Here is a 15,657-nt window from a genome sequence, read left to right on the forward strand (position 1 = left end):
TCATCGTGGCGGCCCGGCGATCAGCGCCGGTAGCCGTTCTGCCGGGGGCACACGTGCCCGGCCGGGTCGAGGGGCAACGAGCACAGCGGGCAGGACGGGCGGCCGGCGGCGATCACCCGGCGGGCGCGGGCCACGAACGCGCGGGCGGCGGCCGGGGTGATGGTCACCCGCAGCGCGTCGGGGCCCTCGTCGCTGTCGGAGAGGATCACGTCCTCCTCGATCGGCTCCTCGCCGGCGGCCACGGCCTCGACGACGACGGCGTCGGCCTCGCCGTCCCAGGCCAGGCCCATGGCGGCGACCCGGAACTCCTCGTCCACCGGGGCGGTGAGCGGGTCGAGGTCGTCGACGTCGGCGTCGGGCGGGACGACGACGGAGGCGCGGTTGCTCACCTCGTCGAGCAGCTCGCTCATCCGGTCGGCCAGCACCTGGACCTGCGTCTTCTCCAGCGCCACGCTGATCGTGCGGCCGGCCTCGTCGGAGGCCTGCAGGTAGAAGGTGCGGTCGCCGGGCTGGCCCACCGTGCCGGCGACGAACCGGGTGGGACGGTCGAAGAGGAAGACCTGACGAGGCACGGCGATCAGGTTACGCGGCGCCGGCGCCCGCGCCGCCGCCGACGACCGCGTCGGAGGAGACCGTGCGCCGGCCGCGCTTCTTCTTCGGCGGGATGAGCGCCGCGACATCGCCGCCGGTGTCGTTGACCCGGACGACGAAGGGCCGGGTGTCGGTGTAGCTGACCACCGAGATGGACGCCGGGTCGACGACGATCCGCTGGAAGGAGTCCAGGTGCATGCCGAACGCGTCGGCCAGCACGGCCTTGATCACGTCGCCGTGGCTGCAGGCCACCCAGACGGCGTCCGGGCCGAGCCGGGCGTTCCACTCCCGGACGGCGGCGACCGCGCGGGCCTGGGTCTGGGCGAGCCCCTCCCCCTCGTCGCCGGGGAAGACCGCAGCCGAGGGATGCTGCTGCACGACCTTCCACAGCGGCTCCTTGGCCAGCTCCTTGATCGGCCGGCCGGTCCAGTCGCCGTAGCGGGCCTCACCGAGCCGGTCGTCGGTCTGCACGTCCAGGTCGCGGTCCGCGGCCACCACGCCCGCGGTCTGCTGGCAGCGCTCCAGCGGGCTGCTCACCACCGCGGCGAGCGGCACGGCGGCCAGCCGCTGGGCCACCGCCTGCACCTGCCCCTGGCCGGTCTCGTCCAGCTGCACCCCGGGGGTCCAGCCGGCCAGCACGCCGGCGGTGTTGGCCGTCGTCCGGCCGTGCCTGAGCAGGATGACCGTCGTCATGGGGCGTGCCTCCTCGATCGGCCCGTGGCTGGGCCGGGTGCTGGAGCGCGAGCTTATGGCCCCACGCCGACGCCCGTCCGGGCTCGCGGCCAGGACGGGGCCGGGCGTCAGGTGGGGTCCAGGCGTCAGGTGGGGTCGAGGACGCCGGTGCCGACGAGGGCCAGGACGAGCACGCCCAGCACGATGCGGTAGACGACGAAGGGGGTGAAGCTTCCCCGGTCCAGGTACCGCAGCAGCCAGGCGATCACGGTCAGCCCCACGCCGAAGGCGATGACCGTGGCCAGCACGGTCGGACCCCAGGAGATCGCCTGGCCCTCGGTGTCGCCGGTGAGCGCCTCGTAGGCCTGGAAGAAGCCCGACCCGAGCACGGCCGGCACGGCGAGCAGGAAGGAGTAGCGAGCGGCCGCGGCCCGTGAGTAGCCGAGGAACAGCCCCGCGGTGATGGTGCCGCCGGACCGGGAGACCCCGGGGACCAGGGCCATCGCCTGGGCGAACCCGAAGGCGATGCCGTGACCCACCGTCAGGTCCTTCAGCTCGCGCTGCTTGGTGCCGATGCGGTCGGCCCAGAACAGGATCAGCGAGAACACGATCAGGGCGACCGCGACGATGCGCAGGTCACGCAGCGTCGTCTCGATCGAGTCCTGGAACAGCAGCCCGAGAACGACGATCGGCAGGCTGCCGACGATGATCAGCCAGCCCATCCGCGCGTCCGGGTCGCCCTTCCGGCGGCCGGCGAGGGACTGGCACCAGGCGACGACGATCCGCGCGATGTCCTTGCGGAAGTAGAGGAGGACGGCGGCCTCGGTGCCGATCTGGGTGATTGCGGTGAACGCCGCGCCCGGGTCGTCCCAGCCGAAGGCCTCGCCGACGACCCGGAGGTGGGCGCTGGAGGAGATGGGCAGGAACTCGGTCAGGCCCTGCACCAGGCCCAGGACGACGGCTTCGATCCAGCCCATGGTCAGGCCACCCGCCCGTCGGGCAGCGGGTGGGCAGGGCGGGTCGAGGGCTGTCGCACGACAGGCACCCTAGGTGGCGGGCCCGTCGAGGCCGGGGAGACCGCCCCGAGAGGTTCGTCGCTCCCGGGCGACGTCGGGGGGCAACGGTAGGTTGACCCGTCGTGGAACAGCGGGCGCTCGGGCGCAGTGGGCTCGTGGTCTCCCGGCTCGGTCTGGGCACCATGACCTGGGGCCGGGACACCGACGAGGACGAGGCCGCGATGCAGCTCACCGCCTTCGTCGACGCCGGCGGGACGCTCGTCGACACCGCCGACGTCTACGCCGACGGGGAGAGCGAGCGCACCCTCGGGCGGCTGCTGGCCGACGTCGTCCCGCGCTCAGACGTCCTGGTCGCGACCAAGGCGGCGGGGCGCACGGCGCCCGGACCGATGGGGCGGGGCGCGTCCCGGGGGCACCTGCTGGCGGCGCTGGACGCCTCGCTGGAGCGGATGGGCCTGGACCACGTCGACCTCTGGCAGCTGCACGCCTGGGACGACGTGACGCCGATCGAGGAGACGCTGGCTGCCTGTGACACCGCGGTCGCCTCTGGCCGGGCCCGCTACGTCGGGATCAGCAACTTCACCGGCTGGCAGACCGCGCAGGCGGTGACCTGGCAGCGGGCCTGGCCGGGCCGCACCCCGATCGTCAGCACCCAGGTCGAGTACTCGCTGCTGCAGCGCGGGATCGAGCGGGAGGTCGCCCCGGCGGCCGAGGCGCTCGGGCTGGGCATCCTGCCCTGGTCCCCGCTGGGGCGGGGGCTGCTGACCGGCAAGTACCGGCACAGCACGCCCACCGACTCGCGGGGCGCCTCCGCGGAGTGGCAGGGGTTCATCGACGGGCTGCGCTCGGCCACCGCCGACCGGGTGGTGGAGGCGGTGATCACCGCCGCGCAGGGGCTGGGCACCACGCCGCTGGGCGTGGCACTGGCCTGGCTGCGCGACCGCCCGTGCGTGGTCGCCCCGATCGTGGGGGCACGCACCGCCCACCAGCTGCAGGCCGCGCTGGACGCCGAGGGGGTCCGGCTGCCGCCGGCGATCACCACCGCGCTGGACGACGTGTCCGCGCCGCACTTCTCCTATCCCGAACAGCCCCGAGAGCACTGATCCATGAGCACCCCCGCACCGGCCGCCGACCCGGTCTTCGCCGCCTTCTGCGCCGCCGGCCTCTGGCCCGGCCTGGGCAAGCGCACCGCCGCCGACCTGCCGGCCGCCGGCATCACCAGCCCGGACGACGTCAGCGCCGACCGGCTGCTCAAGCTGCCCCGGGTGGGCCGGCAGCGGGCCGAGCGGCTGTTCAGCTCGTTCCTGGCCGCCGCCGGGACCTACGAGGTCGTCGAGCTGCTGGTCGGTGCCGGACTCAACGCCCGGCTGGCGGTGAACTCCGCGGACGCGCTGGGGCAGGACGCCGCCCGCCGGCTGCGCGACGACCCGTGGGCGCTGCTGAGCCTGTCCGGGGTGACCCTGGCCGACGCCGACCGGCTGGCGATCACCGTGCTGTCCGGCGCCGACCGGCAGGACTCCCGCCGCGGCCGGGCCATCGTCGGCCTCACGCTGCGCACGGCGACCCGGGACGGGCACACCGTGCTGCCGGCCGACCTGGTGGTGGCGGCGCTGCGCGCCGAGGGCATCGCCGACCCGGCGGCCGCGGTCGTGGCGGCGGTGGAGTCCGGTGAGGTGCTCGAGCACGAGCCGCCCGAGCCGCCGTTCGACCCGGACTCCGAGGACGAGCCGCTCGAGCCGGACCCGGCGCTGCGGATGCTGTCGCTGGCCCGCTTCGGCATGGCCGAGGAGGCGGTGGCGGAGAACGTGCACCGGCTGGCTGCCACCAGCGGCCGGATCGCCGACCCGGCGTCGGTGCGCTCGGTCGCCAAGGGCCTGGACCCGGCCCAGCAGGCGGCGGTCGCCCAGGTGCTCGGCGCCGGGATCTCGCTGCTGACCGGTGGCCCCGGCACCGGCAAGAGCCGCACGGTCGCCTCGCTGGTGAAGCTGCTGGAGGCCAAGGGCACCGAGGTGGCCCTCGCTGCACCCACCGGGCGGGCGGCCAAGCGGCTGGAGGAGCTCACCGACCACCCCGCGGTGACGGTGCACCGGCTGCTGGGCGCCCAGGGCATGACCGGCGGGTTCGCCCGCAACGAGGAGTGGCCGCTGGACGCCGACGTCGTCGTCGTCGACGAGGCGTCGATGCTGGACGTCGAGCTGACCGCCGCGCTGCTGGAGGCCTGCCCCGACGGCACCCACCTGCTGCTGGTCGGCGATCCCGCGCAGCTGCCCTCGATCGGCCCCGGCCACGTGCTCGGCGACCTGATCGACTCCGGTGCCGTGCCGGTCACCGAGCTGACGACGCTGCACCGGCAGGCCGCCGGTGGCGCGATCGCCCGGCTGGCCACCGGCGTCCGCGGCGGGGAGCTGGTGCAGGTCGACTCCCCCGACCGTGAGGTGGTCATCGTGCCGGCGGTCGGCAGCGCCGAGGCGGCCAGGCGGGTGGTGCAGCTGGTCACCGACTCGATCCCCCGGGCGCTGGGCATCGACCCCGCCACGGTGCAGGTGGTCACCCCGGTGCACCGCGGCCCCGCCGGCACCATCGAGCTGAACAAGGCGCTGAAGGAGAAGCTCAACCCCGGCACCGGCACGGTCTTCGGGTTCGACGTCGGCGACCGGGTGGTGGCCACCGCCAACCACCTGGATCTGGAGCCGATCGGGTTCGCCAACGGCGAGGTCGGTGTGGTCACCGGCACCGGCGAGGGGTCGCTGACCGTCGACTTCAGCTCCGGACCGGTCACGGTCACCGGCAACGCGCTGCCGGACCTGCGGCACGGCTGGGCGATCACGGTGCACCGTGCGCAGGGGTCGGAGTGGCCCGGCGTGGTCGTCGTCCTCCCGCCGGAGGCCGGCGGGATGCTCTCCCGTCCGCTGGTCTACACCGCGCTCACCCGGGCGCAGAAGCACCTGTCGATCGTGCACGCCAGCGGTGCCGCGCTGGCCCGCGCGGTGCGCGAGGTCGACGTCCGGCCGCGGCGGACGCGGCTGGCCACGCTGCTGGCCGAACTGGCGGAGTGACGCACCCGATCAGGTGAACCTGGTTTGGTCGGGTGATCTTGAGGGAATCGAGAGCCCATGGGCATCATCGGATTTCTCGTCTTCGGCCTGATCGTCGGCGCGCTGGCGCGCCTCATCAAGCCGGGCAAGCAGAACCTCAGCATCCTGGCCACCCTGGCGCTCGGCGTCGTCGGCTCCCTGATCGGTGGCGTCGTCGCCACCGCACTGGGCACCGGTGACTTCGGCGAGCTGAACATCATCGGTGCGATCGTGGCCATCGTCGCCGCCGTGCTGCTGATCGGCGTCGCCGAGGGCATGAGCGGCGGCCGTCGCAAGGTCCACTGACCTCGCGGCTCCACTCCAGAACATCGCGCCCGCCCCGGGCACCGACGCTGACGTCGGCGCCCGGGGCGGGCGCGTTCTCGTTCGGGGTGGTGTCAGCGGCCCGGGCAGGCCTGCCGGGCCGCGCACATCAGCCGGTTGATCGCCGCGGCCAGGTCGTCGGGCCCGGTGACCGGTGTGGCGAACGGCATCCGGACGTCGCGGTGGCCGCTGCGCCCCTCGATCCGGAGCCGGAAACCCCAGCGGTCCAGCCCGAGCGGCCGGACGACGCCCCCGTCGCGCAGCCACGCGGCCGGCACCCGGGAGGCCAGCAGGGCCAGCTCTTCGGGATGGGCCTGGTCCAGGTGCTGCAGCGCGTGCGCCTCCACCTCGGCCAGCGGGTCGGGCGTGGCCGCCAGGTAGTCCTCGGGGGTCAGTTCGGTGACCGTGCCGCACTCTCCCAGCACCACCTCGGCCAGGTCCAGCCGCAGCATGGTGGCGCCGCGGCCGACGTCCAGCAGGGCTCCCACCGGGGCCACGTCGGCGAAGGCCAGCGTCGAGGTCTGCAGGTCGGCTGGGAGCATCGGCGTCAGCCACCCCGACAGCCAGACCTGGCCCCGCACCGGCTCGCGGAGCTCCACCGGCGCATGGTCGGTGACCAGCAGCAGCGCGGCCAGGTCGCCGTCGGCGGAGTGCCGCACCGCGGTGGCGACGTCGCCGTCGGTGGGGACGACGACGAGCACCTGCCCGTCGGCCGTGGTGGCGTGGGCGAGGACCCTGCTGCCGTCGATGCCGGCGGCGCAGACCGCGGCGCCGGCGCGGCCGGCCACGGTGCGGGCCCGCTCGGCCGGTGTCGGGCCCTGCCGCTGCGGGGAGCGTCCGGGCTGCCCGGGTGCGGGGCGGGTCGATCGCGTCATGCGTTCCTCCGTGGACGGCCGACCTGGCGTCGGGGGTAAGGTGAGCCTAACCGAACCTGGAGGCCCGTGTGAACCAGTCCCGTCCCAAGGTCCGGCGCTCCCGTGCGCTGGGCATCCCGCTCACCCCCAAGGACGTCCGCTACTTCGAGCGGCGCCCGTACCCGCCCGGTGAGCACGGCCGCAAGCGCAAGAACACCAGCGACTACAAGACCCGGCTGATGGAGAAGCAGCGGCTGCGCGCCCAGTACGACGTCAGCGAGACGCAGCTGCGGTCGGCGTTCGACCGGGCCCGTCGCGCCGGCGGCAAGACCGGCGAGGAGCTGATCACCCACCAGCTGGAGGCCCGGCTGGACGCCACTGTGCTGCGCGCCGGCTTCGCCCGGACCATTTACCAGGCCCGGCAGACCGTCAGCCACCAGCACGTGACCGTCAACGGCAAGCGGGTCGACCGGCCCAGCTACCAGGTGCAGCCCTACGACGTGATCGAGATCGCCGAGAAGAGCAAGAGCAAGCTGCCCTTCCAGGTGGCCGCCTCCGGGGCGCACGCCGCGGCGCCCTCCTACCTGGAGGTCCAGCTCGCGCAGCTGCGTTGCACCGTGCTCCGCCGTCCCCGGCGCGACGAGGTGCCGGTGATCTGCGAGGAGCAGCTGGTCGTGGAGCACTACTCCCGCTGAGCCACCGGCGGCGCCGCGCTCGGGGGCATGGCGCCCGGGGGCACGGCGCCGCCGGTGACCGGACCGGAGTTCCGGGCGATCGCCCGGTACGGCGCTCGCCGCCGGAGGAGCACGAAGGTGGCGAAGGTGCCCCACTGCAGCAGGTTCAGCCACCAGGTCCTGCTCCAGTCGCCGCTCACCAGACCGACGACGCCCAGGCCGAGGAGCAGCAGCCCCCACGCCAGCACCAGCAGCACCAGCCCGCTGCGCAGCGCCGGGCGTCGGTGGGCGGCATCGCACGACACCTGGGCCCAGTCGACGACGGCGGCCCGCAGCCGCGGGTCGGTCAGGCCCCTGCCACCCGTGACGGCCCGTTCCACGTCGGCCTGCTCGGCGGTGGTCAGCTGGTACCGGAGCACGACGGCCCGCTGCCTCTTCCGGGCCTCGGAGTACTGCACGGCCTGCACGGTCCAGACCGGCCGGCGCGCCACCCACCACGCCAGCAGCGGCAACCCGATCAGCAGGGGCACCGCGACGGCGATCGCGACGGTCATGGCTGCACGGGTGTCACGGACGGCGGTCCGCTGTTCAGCTCGATGGCCCGCCGTGTGGTGCGCCGCATCCAGATCGGGCTCACGAACGCCACCATCGCGGGCAGCAGACCGAACCACGGGACGTCGGAGAGACCACCGAAGGCGAGGGCGAAGACAGTTCCGGCGACCAGGAGCACCGCCCAGACCACGAACAGCAGGGTCATCACCCGCTGCGCCCGTGTCCCGTTCTCCGGCCACAACTGGAGCTGGCCGAGCGTCTCCTCGGCCAGGTCCACCGCCGCCCGGCGCAGCCGTTCGTCGTCCAGTGCGGTGCCCTTGGACACAGCGGTCTGCACCGTCATCGCCTCGCTCGTGCTCAGCCGGTGGGAGCGCATCAGGTCACCCCACGGGTCGGGCCCGCGGCCGGGCGTGAGCCGGTTCCAGAAGCGCCGGCCGCCGACCCACCAGGCCAGCAGCGGCAAGCCGACCAGGATCAGCACGATGATCACTCCAGCGGTCACGGTGGATGATCATGGGGCACCGCCGTCGATCACGCTCAGCGGGCGATCAGCCGGCGCACCTCCGCGGCGATCTGCCGCTCCTCCTCCGGGTGCACCAGCACGACCGCTACCTGCGCCCCGATCGGGCTGACCACCGCGTCGACGTCCTGCGCCGTCGACAGCCCCTCGCGCAGCCCGAGCACCGGCAGCCCGGCGGCCACCGCCTCGCGCACCTCGGGCTGGTCGGCGCCGATCTCACCGGTGAGGACGACGGCGTCCAGCCGGTCCAGCGACGCGGCCGCCGCGGCGACCTCCTGGCGCAGCCGCAGCGCGAAGACGTCCAGCGCCAGCTGCGCGTCGGCGTTGCCGTCGGACGCGGCGGCCACCAGGTCGCGGGTGTCACCGCCCAGGCCGCCGGAGAGCGCGGTGAGCCCGGAGTGGTGCTCCAGGGCGTCGGAGACCTCGGCGGCGGAGAGCCCGTGCCGGGTCTGCAGCCAGGTGATCATCCCGGGGTCGACGGTGCCGCTGCGGGTCACCATCACCAGCCCCTCCAGCGGGGTGAAGCCCATCGACGTCCACACGCTGCGCCCGCCGGCCACCGCGCACACCGAGGCGCCGCTGCCCAGGTGGCAGGCGACCAGCTGCAGGTCGGCGACGTCCCGGCCCAGCAGTTCGGCGGCCCGCGGCACCGCCCAGGCGTAGGACAGCCCGTGGAAGCCGTACCGCCGCACGCCGAGCTCCTCCCGCCACCGCTCCGGCACGGCGTAGGTGCGCGCGGCCGCGGGCAGGCCGGCGTGGAAGACGGTGTCCAGGCAGGCGACCTGCGGCACGTCGGGCAGCCGCTCCCGGCAGCGGTCCAGCGCGGCCAGCGCCGGGGGCACGTGCAGCGGCGCGAGGTCGGCGGCGGCGTCCAGTGCGGCCCGCACGTCCTCGTCCACCAGGGCGTGGTCGCTCAGCCGGTCGCCGCCGTGCACGATCCGGTGGCCGACTGCCGTGACGTCGTCGGCCTCGTCCAGCGCCCGGTCCAGCAGTTCGGCGGCCTCGGTGGAGTCCGGTGGTGCGTCGACGGTCCACCGGCCGCGGTCGTCGTCGTCCGGGCCGAGCAGCCGCAGCTTCAGGCTGTGACCGCCGGCGTTGACCACCAGCACGTTGCTCATGTCCAGCTCCAGTCGGTGATCCAGTCGGGGTCGACCCCGGTGCGGCGCAGCTCGGCCCGGACGTCGTCCCGTTCCCGTGCGTAGGCGACGGCCAGCTCCCCGCCGGTGGTCGACCAGCCGGTCGCCCAGCGCAGCGCGGCGATCGCCAGGTCGTGCCGGCTCACCCCGTTGCTGGCCAGCAGCTCGTAGGGGGTGGTCGTGGTGCCCTCCTCGACGTAGCCCTGCACGTGGAAGCGGCCCGGTCGCGGCCGGCCGTGCAGGCACTCGTGGACCGCCGACGGGTAGCCGTGGAAGTCGAAAACCACCGGGGTGTCCTCGCCGAACAGCGCCGAGAACTCCTCGTCGGTCATCCCGTGCGGGTGTCGGTCGGCCGGCGTCAGGGAGAGCAGGTCGACCACGTTGACCACCCGCACCCGCAGCTCGGGGGCGTCGCGGCGGAGCATCCAGGCCGCGGCCAGGGTCTCCACGGTGGGGATGTTGCCGGCACAGGCCAGGACGACGTCGGGGTCGCGGCCGCCGTCGGTGGAGGCCCAGTCCCACACCGAGGCGCCGGCCCGGACGTGCGCCTCGGCCTGCTCCAGGGTCAGCCACTGGACCGCCGGTTGCTTGCCGGCCACCACGACGTTGATCCGGTCGGTGGTCTGCAGGCAGTGCCGCATGGTGACCAGCAGGCTGTTGGCGTCCGGCGGCAGGTACACCCGGGCCACCGAGGCCTTCTTGGTCAGCACGTTGTTGATGAAGCCGGGGCCCTGGTGGCTGTACCCGTTGTGCTCCTGCCGCCAGCCCTCGCTGGTGAGCAGGTAGTTCAGCGACGCCACCGGCTCCCGCCAGCGCACCTCGGCCGCCATCTTCAGGAACTTGGCGTACTGGTTCACCATCCCGTCGACGATGGAGACGAACGCCTCGTAGCAGGGGAACAGTCCGTGCCGGCCGGTGAGCAGGTAGCCCTGCAGCCACCCCTGGCAGTCGTGCTCGGAGAGCACCTCCATCACCCGGCCGTCCGGCGCCAGGTGCTCGGCGTAGCCCTCGACCGGCCACTGGTACGCCCGGTCGGTCACCTCCAGCACCGCCTCGAGCTTGTTGGACTCCAGCTCGTCGGGGCAGACGATCCGGAAGTCGCGGCGGGCCTCGCTGCGCCGGAACACCTCGGCCAGCCACGGCCCCAGCGCCGGGGTGGCGCCGGCCGCGCCCTGCCCGGGGGCGGGGACGTCGACGGCGAACGGGGCCAGGTCGGGGAGGTCCAGCGGCTGCCGGAGCCGGCCGCCGTTGGTGCCCGGGTGCGCGCCCAGCCGCAGGTCGCCCTGCGGGCAGACGCCCAGGACGTCGGCCGCGGGGCGCCCGGCGTCGTCGAACAGCTCCTCGGGCCGGTAGGAGCGCAGCCACGCCTCCAGTGCGGCGAGCTGCTCGGGGTCGTCGTGCACCTTGGCCAGCGGCACCTGGTGGGCGTGGAAGGTGTCCTCCACCGGGGAGCCGGCCACCTCCCCCGGCGCGCCCCAGCCCTTGCGGCTGCGCAGCACGATCATCGGCCAGACCGGCCGGTCGGGACGGTCGCCGGCGCGGGCCCGGTCCTGCAGCGCCCGGATGTCGGCGTACGCGGCGTCCAGCGCCTCCGCCAGGACGGCGTCCGGGTCGTGCCCGCTGCTGCCGTAGGGCTCCCGGACGTCGACGATCCGCGGTGCCCAGCCGTAGCCGCGGTAGAGGTCGAGCAGCTCCGCGTCGCTCATCGTGCCCGACTGGGTGGGCGAGGCGATCTTGTAGCCGTTGACGTGCAGCACCGGCAGCACCGCGCCGCAGGTCACCGGGTCCAGGTACTTGGTGGAGTGCCAGGCGCCGGCGGTCGGCCCGGTCTCCGCCTCGCCGTCGCCGACGATGCAGGCGACCAGCCGGTCCGGGGCGTCCAGCGCGGCGCCGAACGCGGTGGCCAGTGCGTAGCCCAGCTCGCCGCCCTCGTGGATCACGCCGGGCACCTCGGGCGAGAGGTGGCTGGGGAAGCCGCCGGGCCAGGAGAACCGGCGGACCAGCTCGGTGAGCCCGGCCGCGTCCCGGGAGAGCTCCGGGTCGAGGTCGCCGTGCGTGCCCTCCAGCCACAGGTTGGCGTGGTTGGCCGGGGCGCCGTGCCCGGGGCCGGTGACCAGCATGGTCTGTGCCCCGGTGCGCTGCACCAGCCGGTTCAGGCCCGCGTAGACGAAGGTGATCCCCGGGCAGGTGCCCCAGTGGCCGAGCAGCCGGGGTTTGAGGTGCTCGGCGCGCAGCGGCTCGCGGAGCAGCACGTTGTCCTGCAGGAAGATCATCGCGGCGGCGAGGTAGTCGGCGCTGCGGCGGTAGCGGCGCAGCTGGTCCGTGGTCAGGTCCGGCACCCCCGCCCCCTACCCGGTCCCCCGGGACTTGCACGCGGTCAACGGGGGCGCGATCGGCCGTCACGGCGGACCATCGGGTCATGCGACGACGCCGTGCCACCGCCGTCCTGCTCTTCACGCTGCTGACCGGTCTGGCCGGGTGCTCGGGCGGCGACGAGGGCGGTGACCCGGCCGAGGAACAGCCGGCAGCCGCCGAGCCGGCCGACTCCCCCGAGCTCACCGTCGACCCGGCGGGCACCGTCGTCCCGCTGGACCCGGACGCCGAGGGCATGTCGTTCGACCCGGTCACCGAGCTGCTGGCGGTGGCCGTCCGCGACCCCAACCGGCTGCTGCTGGTCGACCGGGACGGCACGACGGTGCACGAGGTGCCGCTGCCCGGTCACGCCCGCCACCTGCAGCTGGCAGGTCCCGGCGGTCCGGTGCTGGTGCCGGCGGAGGACTCCAACACCCTGGTCCAGGTGGCCCTGCCCGGAGGCGAGGTGACCGAGACCGAGGTCGGGGACTACCCGCACGACGCCGTGCAGCTGGCCGGTGGGCAGGTGCTGGTTGCCGACGAGATGGGCGGCACGCTGTCGGTGGTCACCGACGGTGAGGTGACGCAGACGTTCGACAGCCAGACCCAGCCCGGAGGGGTGGCGGGCGTGGGCGACGTCGCCGGGGTGGTGGACGTCGGGGCCTACACCCTCACCACCTACGACGTGGCCGCCGGTGAGCTGGTGGAGGTGCTGGACGCCGGTGCGGGGCCGACCCACCTGGTGGCCGACGGCCAGGAGCGGTTCCTGGTGGCCGACACCCGCGGCGACGCCGTGCTCACCTTCGCCGCCGACCCGCTGCAGCAGACCGGTTCCTTCCCGCTGGAGGGCACGCCCTACGGCCTGGCCGTCGACCCCACCGCCCAGGTGCTGTGGGTGACGCTCACCGCCACCAACGAGGTGGTGGGCCTGTCCACCGCGGGCCCGGAGCTGACCGAGGTGGCCCGGTTCCCCACCGTCCGGCAGCCCAACACGGTCGCCGTCGACCCGATCACCGGCCGGGTCTTCGTCGGCAGCCGGGCCACCGGGGAGCTGCAGCTCATCGACCCCTGACGCCTCAGCCGCGGACGTCGTACTCGTCGGCCTCGGGGGCACTGCGCCACGCGCTGGTGCCTCCGGGGGTGGCGGTGAGCTGCTGCTCGATGGCATCGGCCTCGGGGACGTCGTCGGCGGGCGTGGACACCTCGTCGGCGAGCTCGGGGCCGGTCGTGGACGCGGTCGCCTGCTGTTCCTGGCGGTCGGCGTCGGTGGCCTCCGGATCGGTCACGGCGCACTCCTCTCGGTCGATGGGCCGGGCCGGGGAGCCCGGCACCGTCGTCCTCCCCTGCCCCGGCGGCCCGGCGGCGACACCCGGCCCGTCAGCCGGTCGTGTGGTGGCCACCACATGACCGGAAGGCGTCCGGCAGGCACAATCGGGCGGGTGACAGCAGCCGGCGAGTACGAGTACGCCCCGCTGCGCATCCCCGCGGGCATCTCGCGCTCGGCGGCCGCGCAGCTGATGAGCATGCAGTCAGACACCGGGGGCTGGGAGCTCGCGCGGCTCCAGCTGCACGCCGATGGCACCCGCAAGATCATCATGCGCCGCCGGATGCGACTGTCCTACCTCCCGCGCCCCATGGTCTGACGAAGGACCCCGTCGCCCCCCACCACTCACGATCTCGCGGCGGGACCCCTGCGACGGGACCGTCAGGGCGTGAGGACGACCTTGCCGACGGTGCTGCGGTCGGCGATGGCGGCCATCGCGGCGGGCAGCTCGGTCAGCGGCATCGACCGGCCGACCAGCGGGTCGATCGCGCCGGCGGCGAACAGTCGGCACAGCTCCTCGTGCACCGCGCCGATGCGGGCCGGGTCGTGCTTGCGGTACAGCCCCCAGTGCAGCCCGACGATGCTGTAGTTCTTGACCAGGGCGTGGTTGACCGGCGCCTGCGGGATGGTGCCGCTGGTGAAGCCGACCACCACCAGCCGGCCCTCGAAGGCGATGCACCTGCGCGACTTGTCGAACACCTCGCCGCCGACCGGGTCGTAGACGACGTCGGCGCCGTGCCCGCCGGTGATCTCCTTGACCAGCGGCACGAAGTCCTCGGCGGTGTAGTCGATGACGTGGTCGGCACCGAGCTGCCGGCAGACCTCGGTCTTGCGCGCCCCGCCGGCGGTCGCGATGACCTTCGCCCCGGCTGCCTTGCCGAGCTGGATCGCCGCCGTCCCGACCCCGCCGGCGCCGGCGTGCACCAGCAGCCACTCCCCGGCCTGCAGCGCCGCCCGGCGGTGCAGGCCGACGTAGCCGGTCTGGTAGGTCAGGTACAGCGAGGCGGCCTGCTCGTCGGACATCCCGTCCGGGACCGGCCAGGCCGCGGCGGCGTCCATCAGCGCGTACTCGGCGAAGCCCCCCGGCCCGCCGGCCGGTGAGCCCAGCACCCGCTGTCCGGTGCCGACCACCTCGCCGCACAGCTCGACTCCCGGGGTGAAGGGCAGGGGCGGCTTCTCCTGGTACATGCCCATGGTCATCAGCACGTCCGGGAAGTTCAGCCCGGCGGCCAGCACCCGCACCAGCAGCTGCCCCTCCCCCGGGGTGGGCTGGTCGACCTCGTCGAGGGACATGACCTCGGCCGGGTCGCCGAGGGAGTGGACTCGCCATGCGCGCATGCGATCGACAGTGCCAGAGACCGGGTGACGCGGATCACCCGGGTGTGGCGGATGCGCGGCGGAACCCGTCCGGGCCGTTAGGCTGCGCACGATCCTTGGTGATCATGGGCGTGTGGCGCGGGGCCGCACGGACGGGAAGGGCGGTCGGTGAACCGGCGGCTGCGCACGCGGCACCTGCTGCCCCTCGGGGTCCTGGTGCTGTTCAGCCTGCTGAACCTGGTCAGCGAGCCCGGCCAGGTGGTCGTCGGGCTGCTGGCCATGGCACCGCTGGTCGCAGCGACCGTGCTGGGCCGGCGGGCCACCGCCGCCTACGGGGTCGCCGCCCTCCTGCTGGCGGTCTTCTTCGGGTTCTACGGCGACCAGTACTCCGCCGGCACGGTGGTCGCCCAGTCCATCCGGCTGATGGGCGTGGCCCTCGGCGGTGTCCTCGCCCTGTTCGCCTGCACGCTCCGGCTGCGCCGGGAGGCGGTGCTCACCCGGCTGAGCGCCGAGGCGGCGATGGCCCGCGGTGCCGTCCAGGTCGCGGAGACGTTGCAGCGCAGCCTGCTCACCGACCCGCCCACCGTGCCCGGCCTGGCGATCGCCGTGCGGTACCTGCCGGCCGTCCAGCACGCCCAGGTCGGCGGCGACTGGTACGACGCCTTCCCGGTGCCCGGCGGCTCGACGATGCTGGTCATCGGCGACGTCGCCGGTCACGACGTGGCCGCCGCGGCGACGATGGCGCAGGCCCGCGGTGTGCTGCGTGGGATCGGGACGACGGTGGCCGGCTCGCCCGCGCTGGTGCTCGGCGCGCTCGATCGCGCGATGGCCCAGCTGCAGGTCGACACCCTGATCACCGCGGCGGTGGCCACGGTGCACCCGGCCACTGCCGAGAGCGGGCCCCGGCTGGACTGGTCGAACGCCGGCCACCCGCCGCCGGTGCTGTTGTCCGCCGATGGCCGGGTGCAGCTGCTGGACCGCACCCCGGACCTGCTGCTGGGAGTCGCGGCCGGCGTCCAGCGGGCCGAGCACCACCTGACGCTGACCGGCGGCGACACCCTGGTGCTCTACACCGACGGCCTGGTCGAGCGCCGCGGCGTGCCGCTGGACGCGGGCACCGACTGGCTGACCGAGCGGCTGGCCGGGTTGTCCGGCCTGCCGCTGGAGGAGCTCTGCGACGGGCTGATCAGCGGGATGTCCGGCCGGCTGGACGACGACGTCGCGGTGCTCGCCGTCCGGGTCTGCTGACCC

Annotated in this window: 17 protein-coding genes; 7 read left to right on the forward strand and 10 right to left on the reverse strand. The window is 74.4% G+C overall.

The genetic code is table 11. The annotated features are described in order from the left end of the window. Positions 1-20: 20 nt before the first annotated feature. The 3 genes from Q1A09_RS01145 to Q1A09_RS01155 form a co-directional block, all read right to left on the reverse strand. Positions 21-572, reverse strand: a complete 552-nt coding sequence (locus tag Q1A09_RS01145; RefSeq protein ID WP_299951010.1) for a DUF3090 family protein — start codon at positions 570-572, stop codon at positions 21-23. 10 nt (positions 573-582) lie between these two features. Continuing rightward, complete coding sequence (locus Q1A09_RS01150) at positions 583-1,284, reverse strand: histidine phosphatase family protein (protein WP_299951013.1); 702 nt, start codon at positions 1,282-1,284, stop codon at positions 583-585. Positions 1,285-1,409: 125 nt separating this feature from the next. Further along, positions 1,410-2,240, reverse strand: coding sequence for an undecaprenyl-diphosphate phosphatase (locus tag Q1A09_RS01155; RefSeq protein WP_299951018.1), 831 nt, complete (start codon positions 2,238-2,240; stop codon positions 1,410-1,412). Positions 2,241-2,401: 161 nt separating this feature from the next. Here Q1A09_RS01155 and Q1A09_RS01160 point away from each other — a divergent pair, with 161 nt between their 5' ends. Genes Q1A09_RS01160 through Q1A09_RS01170 form a run of 3 tightly spaced genes read left to right on the forward strand, consistent with a single transcriptional unit; the run spans position 2,402 to position 5,659 of the window. Next, complete coding sequence (locus Q1A09_RS01160) at positions 2,402-3,382, forward strand: aldo/keto reductase (protein ID WP_299951021.1); 981 nt, start codon at positions 2,402-2,404, stop codon at positions 3,380-3,382. A 3-nt stretch (positions 3,383-3,385) separates the two neighbouring features. Further along, on the forward strand, positions 3,386-5,335 hold the full coding sequence (locus Q1A09_RS01165) for an AAA family ATPase (protein ID WP_299951024.1): 1,950 nt from the start codon (positions 3,386-3,388) through the stop codon (positions 5,333-5,335). A 57-nt stretch (positions 5,336-5,392) separates the two neighbouring features. Continuing rightward, entirely contained in the window at positions 5,393-5,659 is a 267-nt protein-coding gene (locus Q1A09_RS01170) for a GlsB/YeaQ/YmgE family stress response membrane protein (protein WP_299951027.1), read from the forward strand. A gap of 92 nt (positions 5,660-5,751) precedes the next feature. Here the strand turns inward: Q1A09_RS01170 and Q1A09_RS01175 are convergent, their stop codons facing one another. After that, positions 5,752-6,552 carry a DUF2470 domain-containing protein gene (locus Q1A09_RS01175; RefSeq protein WP_299951029.1) on the reverse strand — a complete coding sequence of 267 codons (801 nt, stop codon included), beginning with the start codon at positions 6,550-6,552 and terminating at the stop codon, positions 5,752-5,754. Between the two features lie 68 nt (positions 6,553-6,620). On the opposite strand from Q1A09_RS01175, the gene rpsD reads away from it, so the two are divergent. Continuing rightward, positions 6,621-7,226, forward strand: a complete 606-nt coding sequence (rpsD, locus tag Q1A09_RS01180; protein ID WP_299951033.1) for a 30S ribosomal protein S4 — start codon at positions 6,621-6,623, stop codon at positions 7,224-7,226. On the opposite strand, the gene Q1A09_RS01185 is transcribed toward rpsD, so the two are convergent. From Q1A09_RS01185 to Q1A09_RS01200, 4 genes are read right to left on the reverse strand one after another with little or no spacing between them, the layout of a single operon-like run. Continuing rightward, on the reverse strand, positions 7,214-7,759 hold the full coding sequence (locus Q1A09_RS01185) for a hypothetical protein (protein ID WP_299951036.1): 546 nt from the start codon (positions 7,757-7,759) through the stop codon (positions 7,214-7,216). The genes rpsD and Q1A09_RS01185 overlap by 13 nt on opposite strands. Next, entirely contained in the window at positions 7,756-8,259 is a 504-nt protein-coding gene (locus Q1A09_RS01190; RefSeq protein WP_299951039.1) for a hypothetical protein, read from the reverse strand. Before Q1A09_RS01190 ends, Q1A09_RS01185 begins: the two co-directional genes overlap by 4 nt. Positions 8,260-8,294: 35 nt before the next feature. After that, the gene (locus Q1A09_RS01195; protein ID WP_299951042.1) at positions 8,295-9,395 is read right to left on the reverse strand and encodes an acetate/propionate family kinase; all 1,101 of its coding nucleotides are present in this window, start codon (positions 9,393-9,395) and stop codon (positions 8,295-8,297) included. Further along, the gene (locus tag Q1A09_RS01200; RefSeq protein WP_299951044.1) at positions 9,392-11,752 is read right to left on the reverse strand and encodes a phosphoketolase; all 2,361 of its coding nucleotides are present in this window, start codon (positions 11,750-11,752) and stop codon (positions 9,392-9,394) included. Before Q1A09_RS01200 ends, Q1A09_RS01195 begins: the two co-directional genes overlap by 4 nt. 80 nt (positions 11,753-11,832) lie before the next feature. Between Q1A09_RS01200 and Q1A09_RS01205 the strand changes: the two genes are divergently transcribed. Further along, the gene (locus Q1A09_RS01205; protein WP_299951047.1) at positions 11,833-12,837 is read left to right on the forward strand and encodes a YncE family protein; all 1,005 of its coding nucleotides are present in this window, start codon (positions 11,833-11,835) and stop codon (positions 12,835-12,837) included. Between the two features lie 4 nt (positions 12,838-12,841). Here Q1A09_RS01205 and Q1A09_RS01210 read toward each other — a convergent pair whose 3' ends face one another. Beyond that, a complete protein-coding gene (locus tag Q1A09_RS01210) occupies positions 12,842-13,051 on the reverse strand; it encodes a hypothetical protein (protein WP_299951050.1) in 210 nt (69 codons plus the stop codon). A 153-nt stretch (positions 13,052-13,204) separates the two neighbouring features. Between Q1A09_RS01210 and Q1A09_RS01215 the strand changes: the two genes are divergently transcribed. Next, complete coding sequence (locus tag Q1A09_RS01215; RefSeq protein WP_299951053.1) at positions 13,205-13,408, forward strand: DUF5703 family protein; 204 nt, start codon at positions 13,205-13,207, stop codon at positions 13,406-13,408. 62 nt (positions 13,409-13,470) lie between these two features. On the opposite strand, the gene Q1A09_RS01220 is transcribed toward Q1A09_RS01215, so the two are convergent. Further along, entirely contained in the window at positions 13,471-14,427 is a 957-nt protein-coding gene (locus Q1A09_RS01220; RefSeq protein ID WP_299951056.1) for an NADPH:quinone oxidoreductase family protein, read from the reverse strand. Between the two features lie 147 nt (positions 14,428-14,574). Between Q1A09_RS01220 and Q1A09_RS01225 the strand changes: the two genes are divergently transcribed. Beyond that, complete coding sequence (locus tag Q1A09_RS01225) at positions 14,575-15,654, forward strand: PP2C family protein-serine/threonine phosphatase (protein ID WP_299951059.1); 1,080 nt, start codon at positions 14,575-14,577, stop codon at positions 15,652-15,654. Positions 15,655-15,657: the final 3 nt, after the last annotated feature.

This window comes from uncultured Modestobacter sp., assembly GCF_947486615.1.
GTDB lineage: Bacteria > Actinomycetota > Actinomycetes > Mycobacteriales > Geodermatophilaceae > Modestobacter.

What these genes read in the sequence shown, in the direction of transcription:
- Q1A09_RS01205 (WP_299951047.1), top strand. Translation starts at nt 11,833, where the DNA reads ATGCGACGACGCCGTGCCACCGCCGTCCTGCTCTTCACGCTGCTGACC.
- Q1A09_RS01150 (WP_299951013.1), bottom strand. Translation starts at nt 1,284, where the DNA reads ATGACGACGGTCATCCTGCTCAGGCACGGCCGGACGACGGCCAACACC.
- Q1A09_RS01195 (WP_299951042.1), bottom strand. Translation starts at nt 9,395, where the DNA reads ATGAGCAACGTGCTGGTGGTCAACGCCGGCGGTCACAGCCTGAAGCTG.
- Q1A09_RS01170 (WP_299951027.1), top strand. Translation starts at nt 5,393, where the DNA reads ATGGGCATCATCGGATTTCTCGTCTTCGGCCTGATCGTCGGCGCGCTG.
- Q1A09_RS01185 (WP_299951036.1), bottom strand. Translation starts at nt 7,759, where the DNA reads ATGACCGTCGCGATCGCCGTCGCGGTGCCCCTGCTGATCGGGTTGCCG.
- Q1A09_RS01175 (WP_299951029.1), bottom strand. Translation starts at nt 6,552, where the DNA reads ATGACGCGATCGACCCGCCCCGCACCCGGGCAGCCCGGACGCTCCCCG.
- Q1A09_RS01220 (WP_299951056.1), bottom strand. Translation starts at nt 14,427, where the DNA reads ATGCGCGCATGGCGAGTCCACTCCCTCGGCGACCCGGCCGAGGTCATG.
- Q1A09_RS01155 (WP_299951018.1), bottom strand. Translation starts at nt 2,240, where the DNA reads ATGGGCTGGATCGAAGCCGTCGTCCTGGGCCTGGTGCAGGGCCTGACC.
- Q1A09_RS01165 (WP_299951024.1), top strand. Translation starts at nt 3,386, where the DNA reads ATGAGCACCCCCGCACCGGCCGCCGACCCGGTCTTCGCCGCCTTCTGC.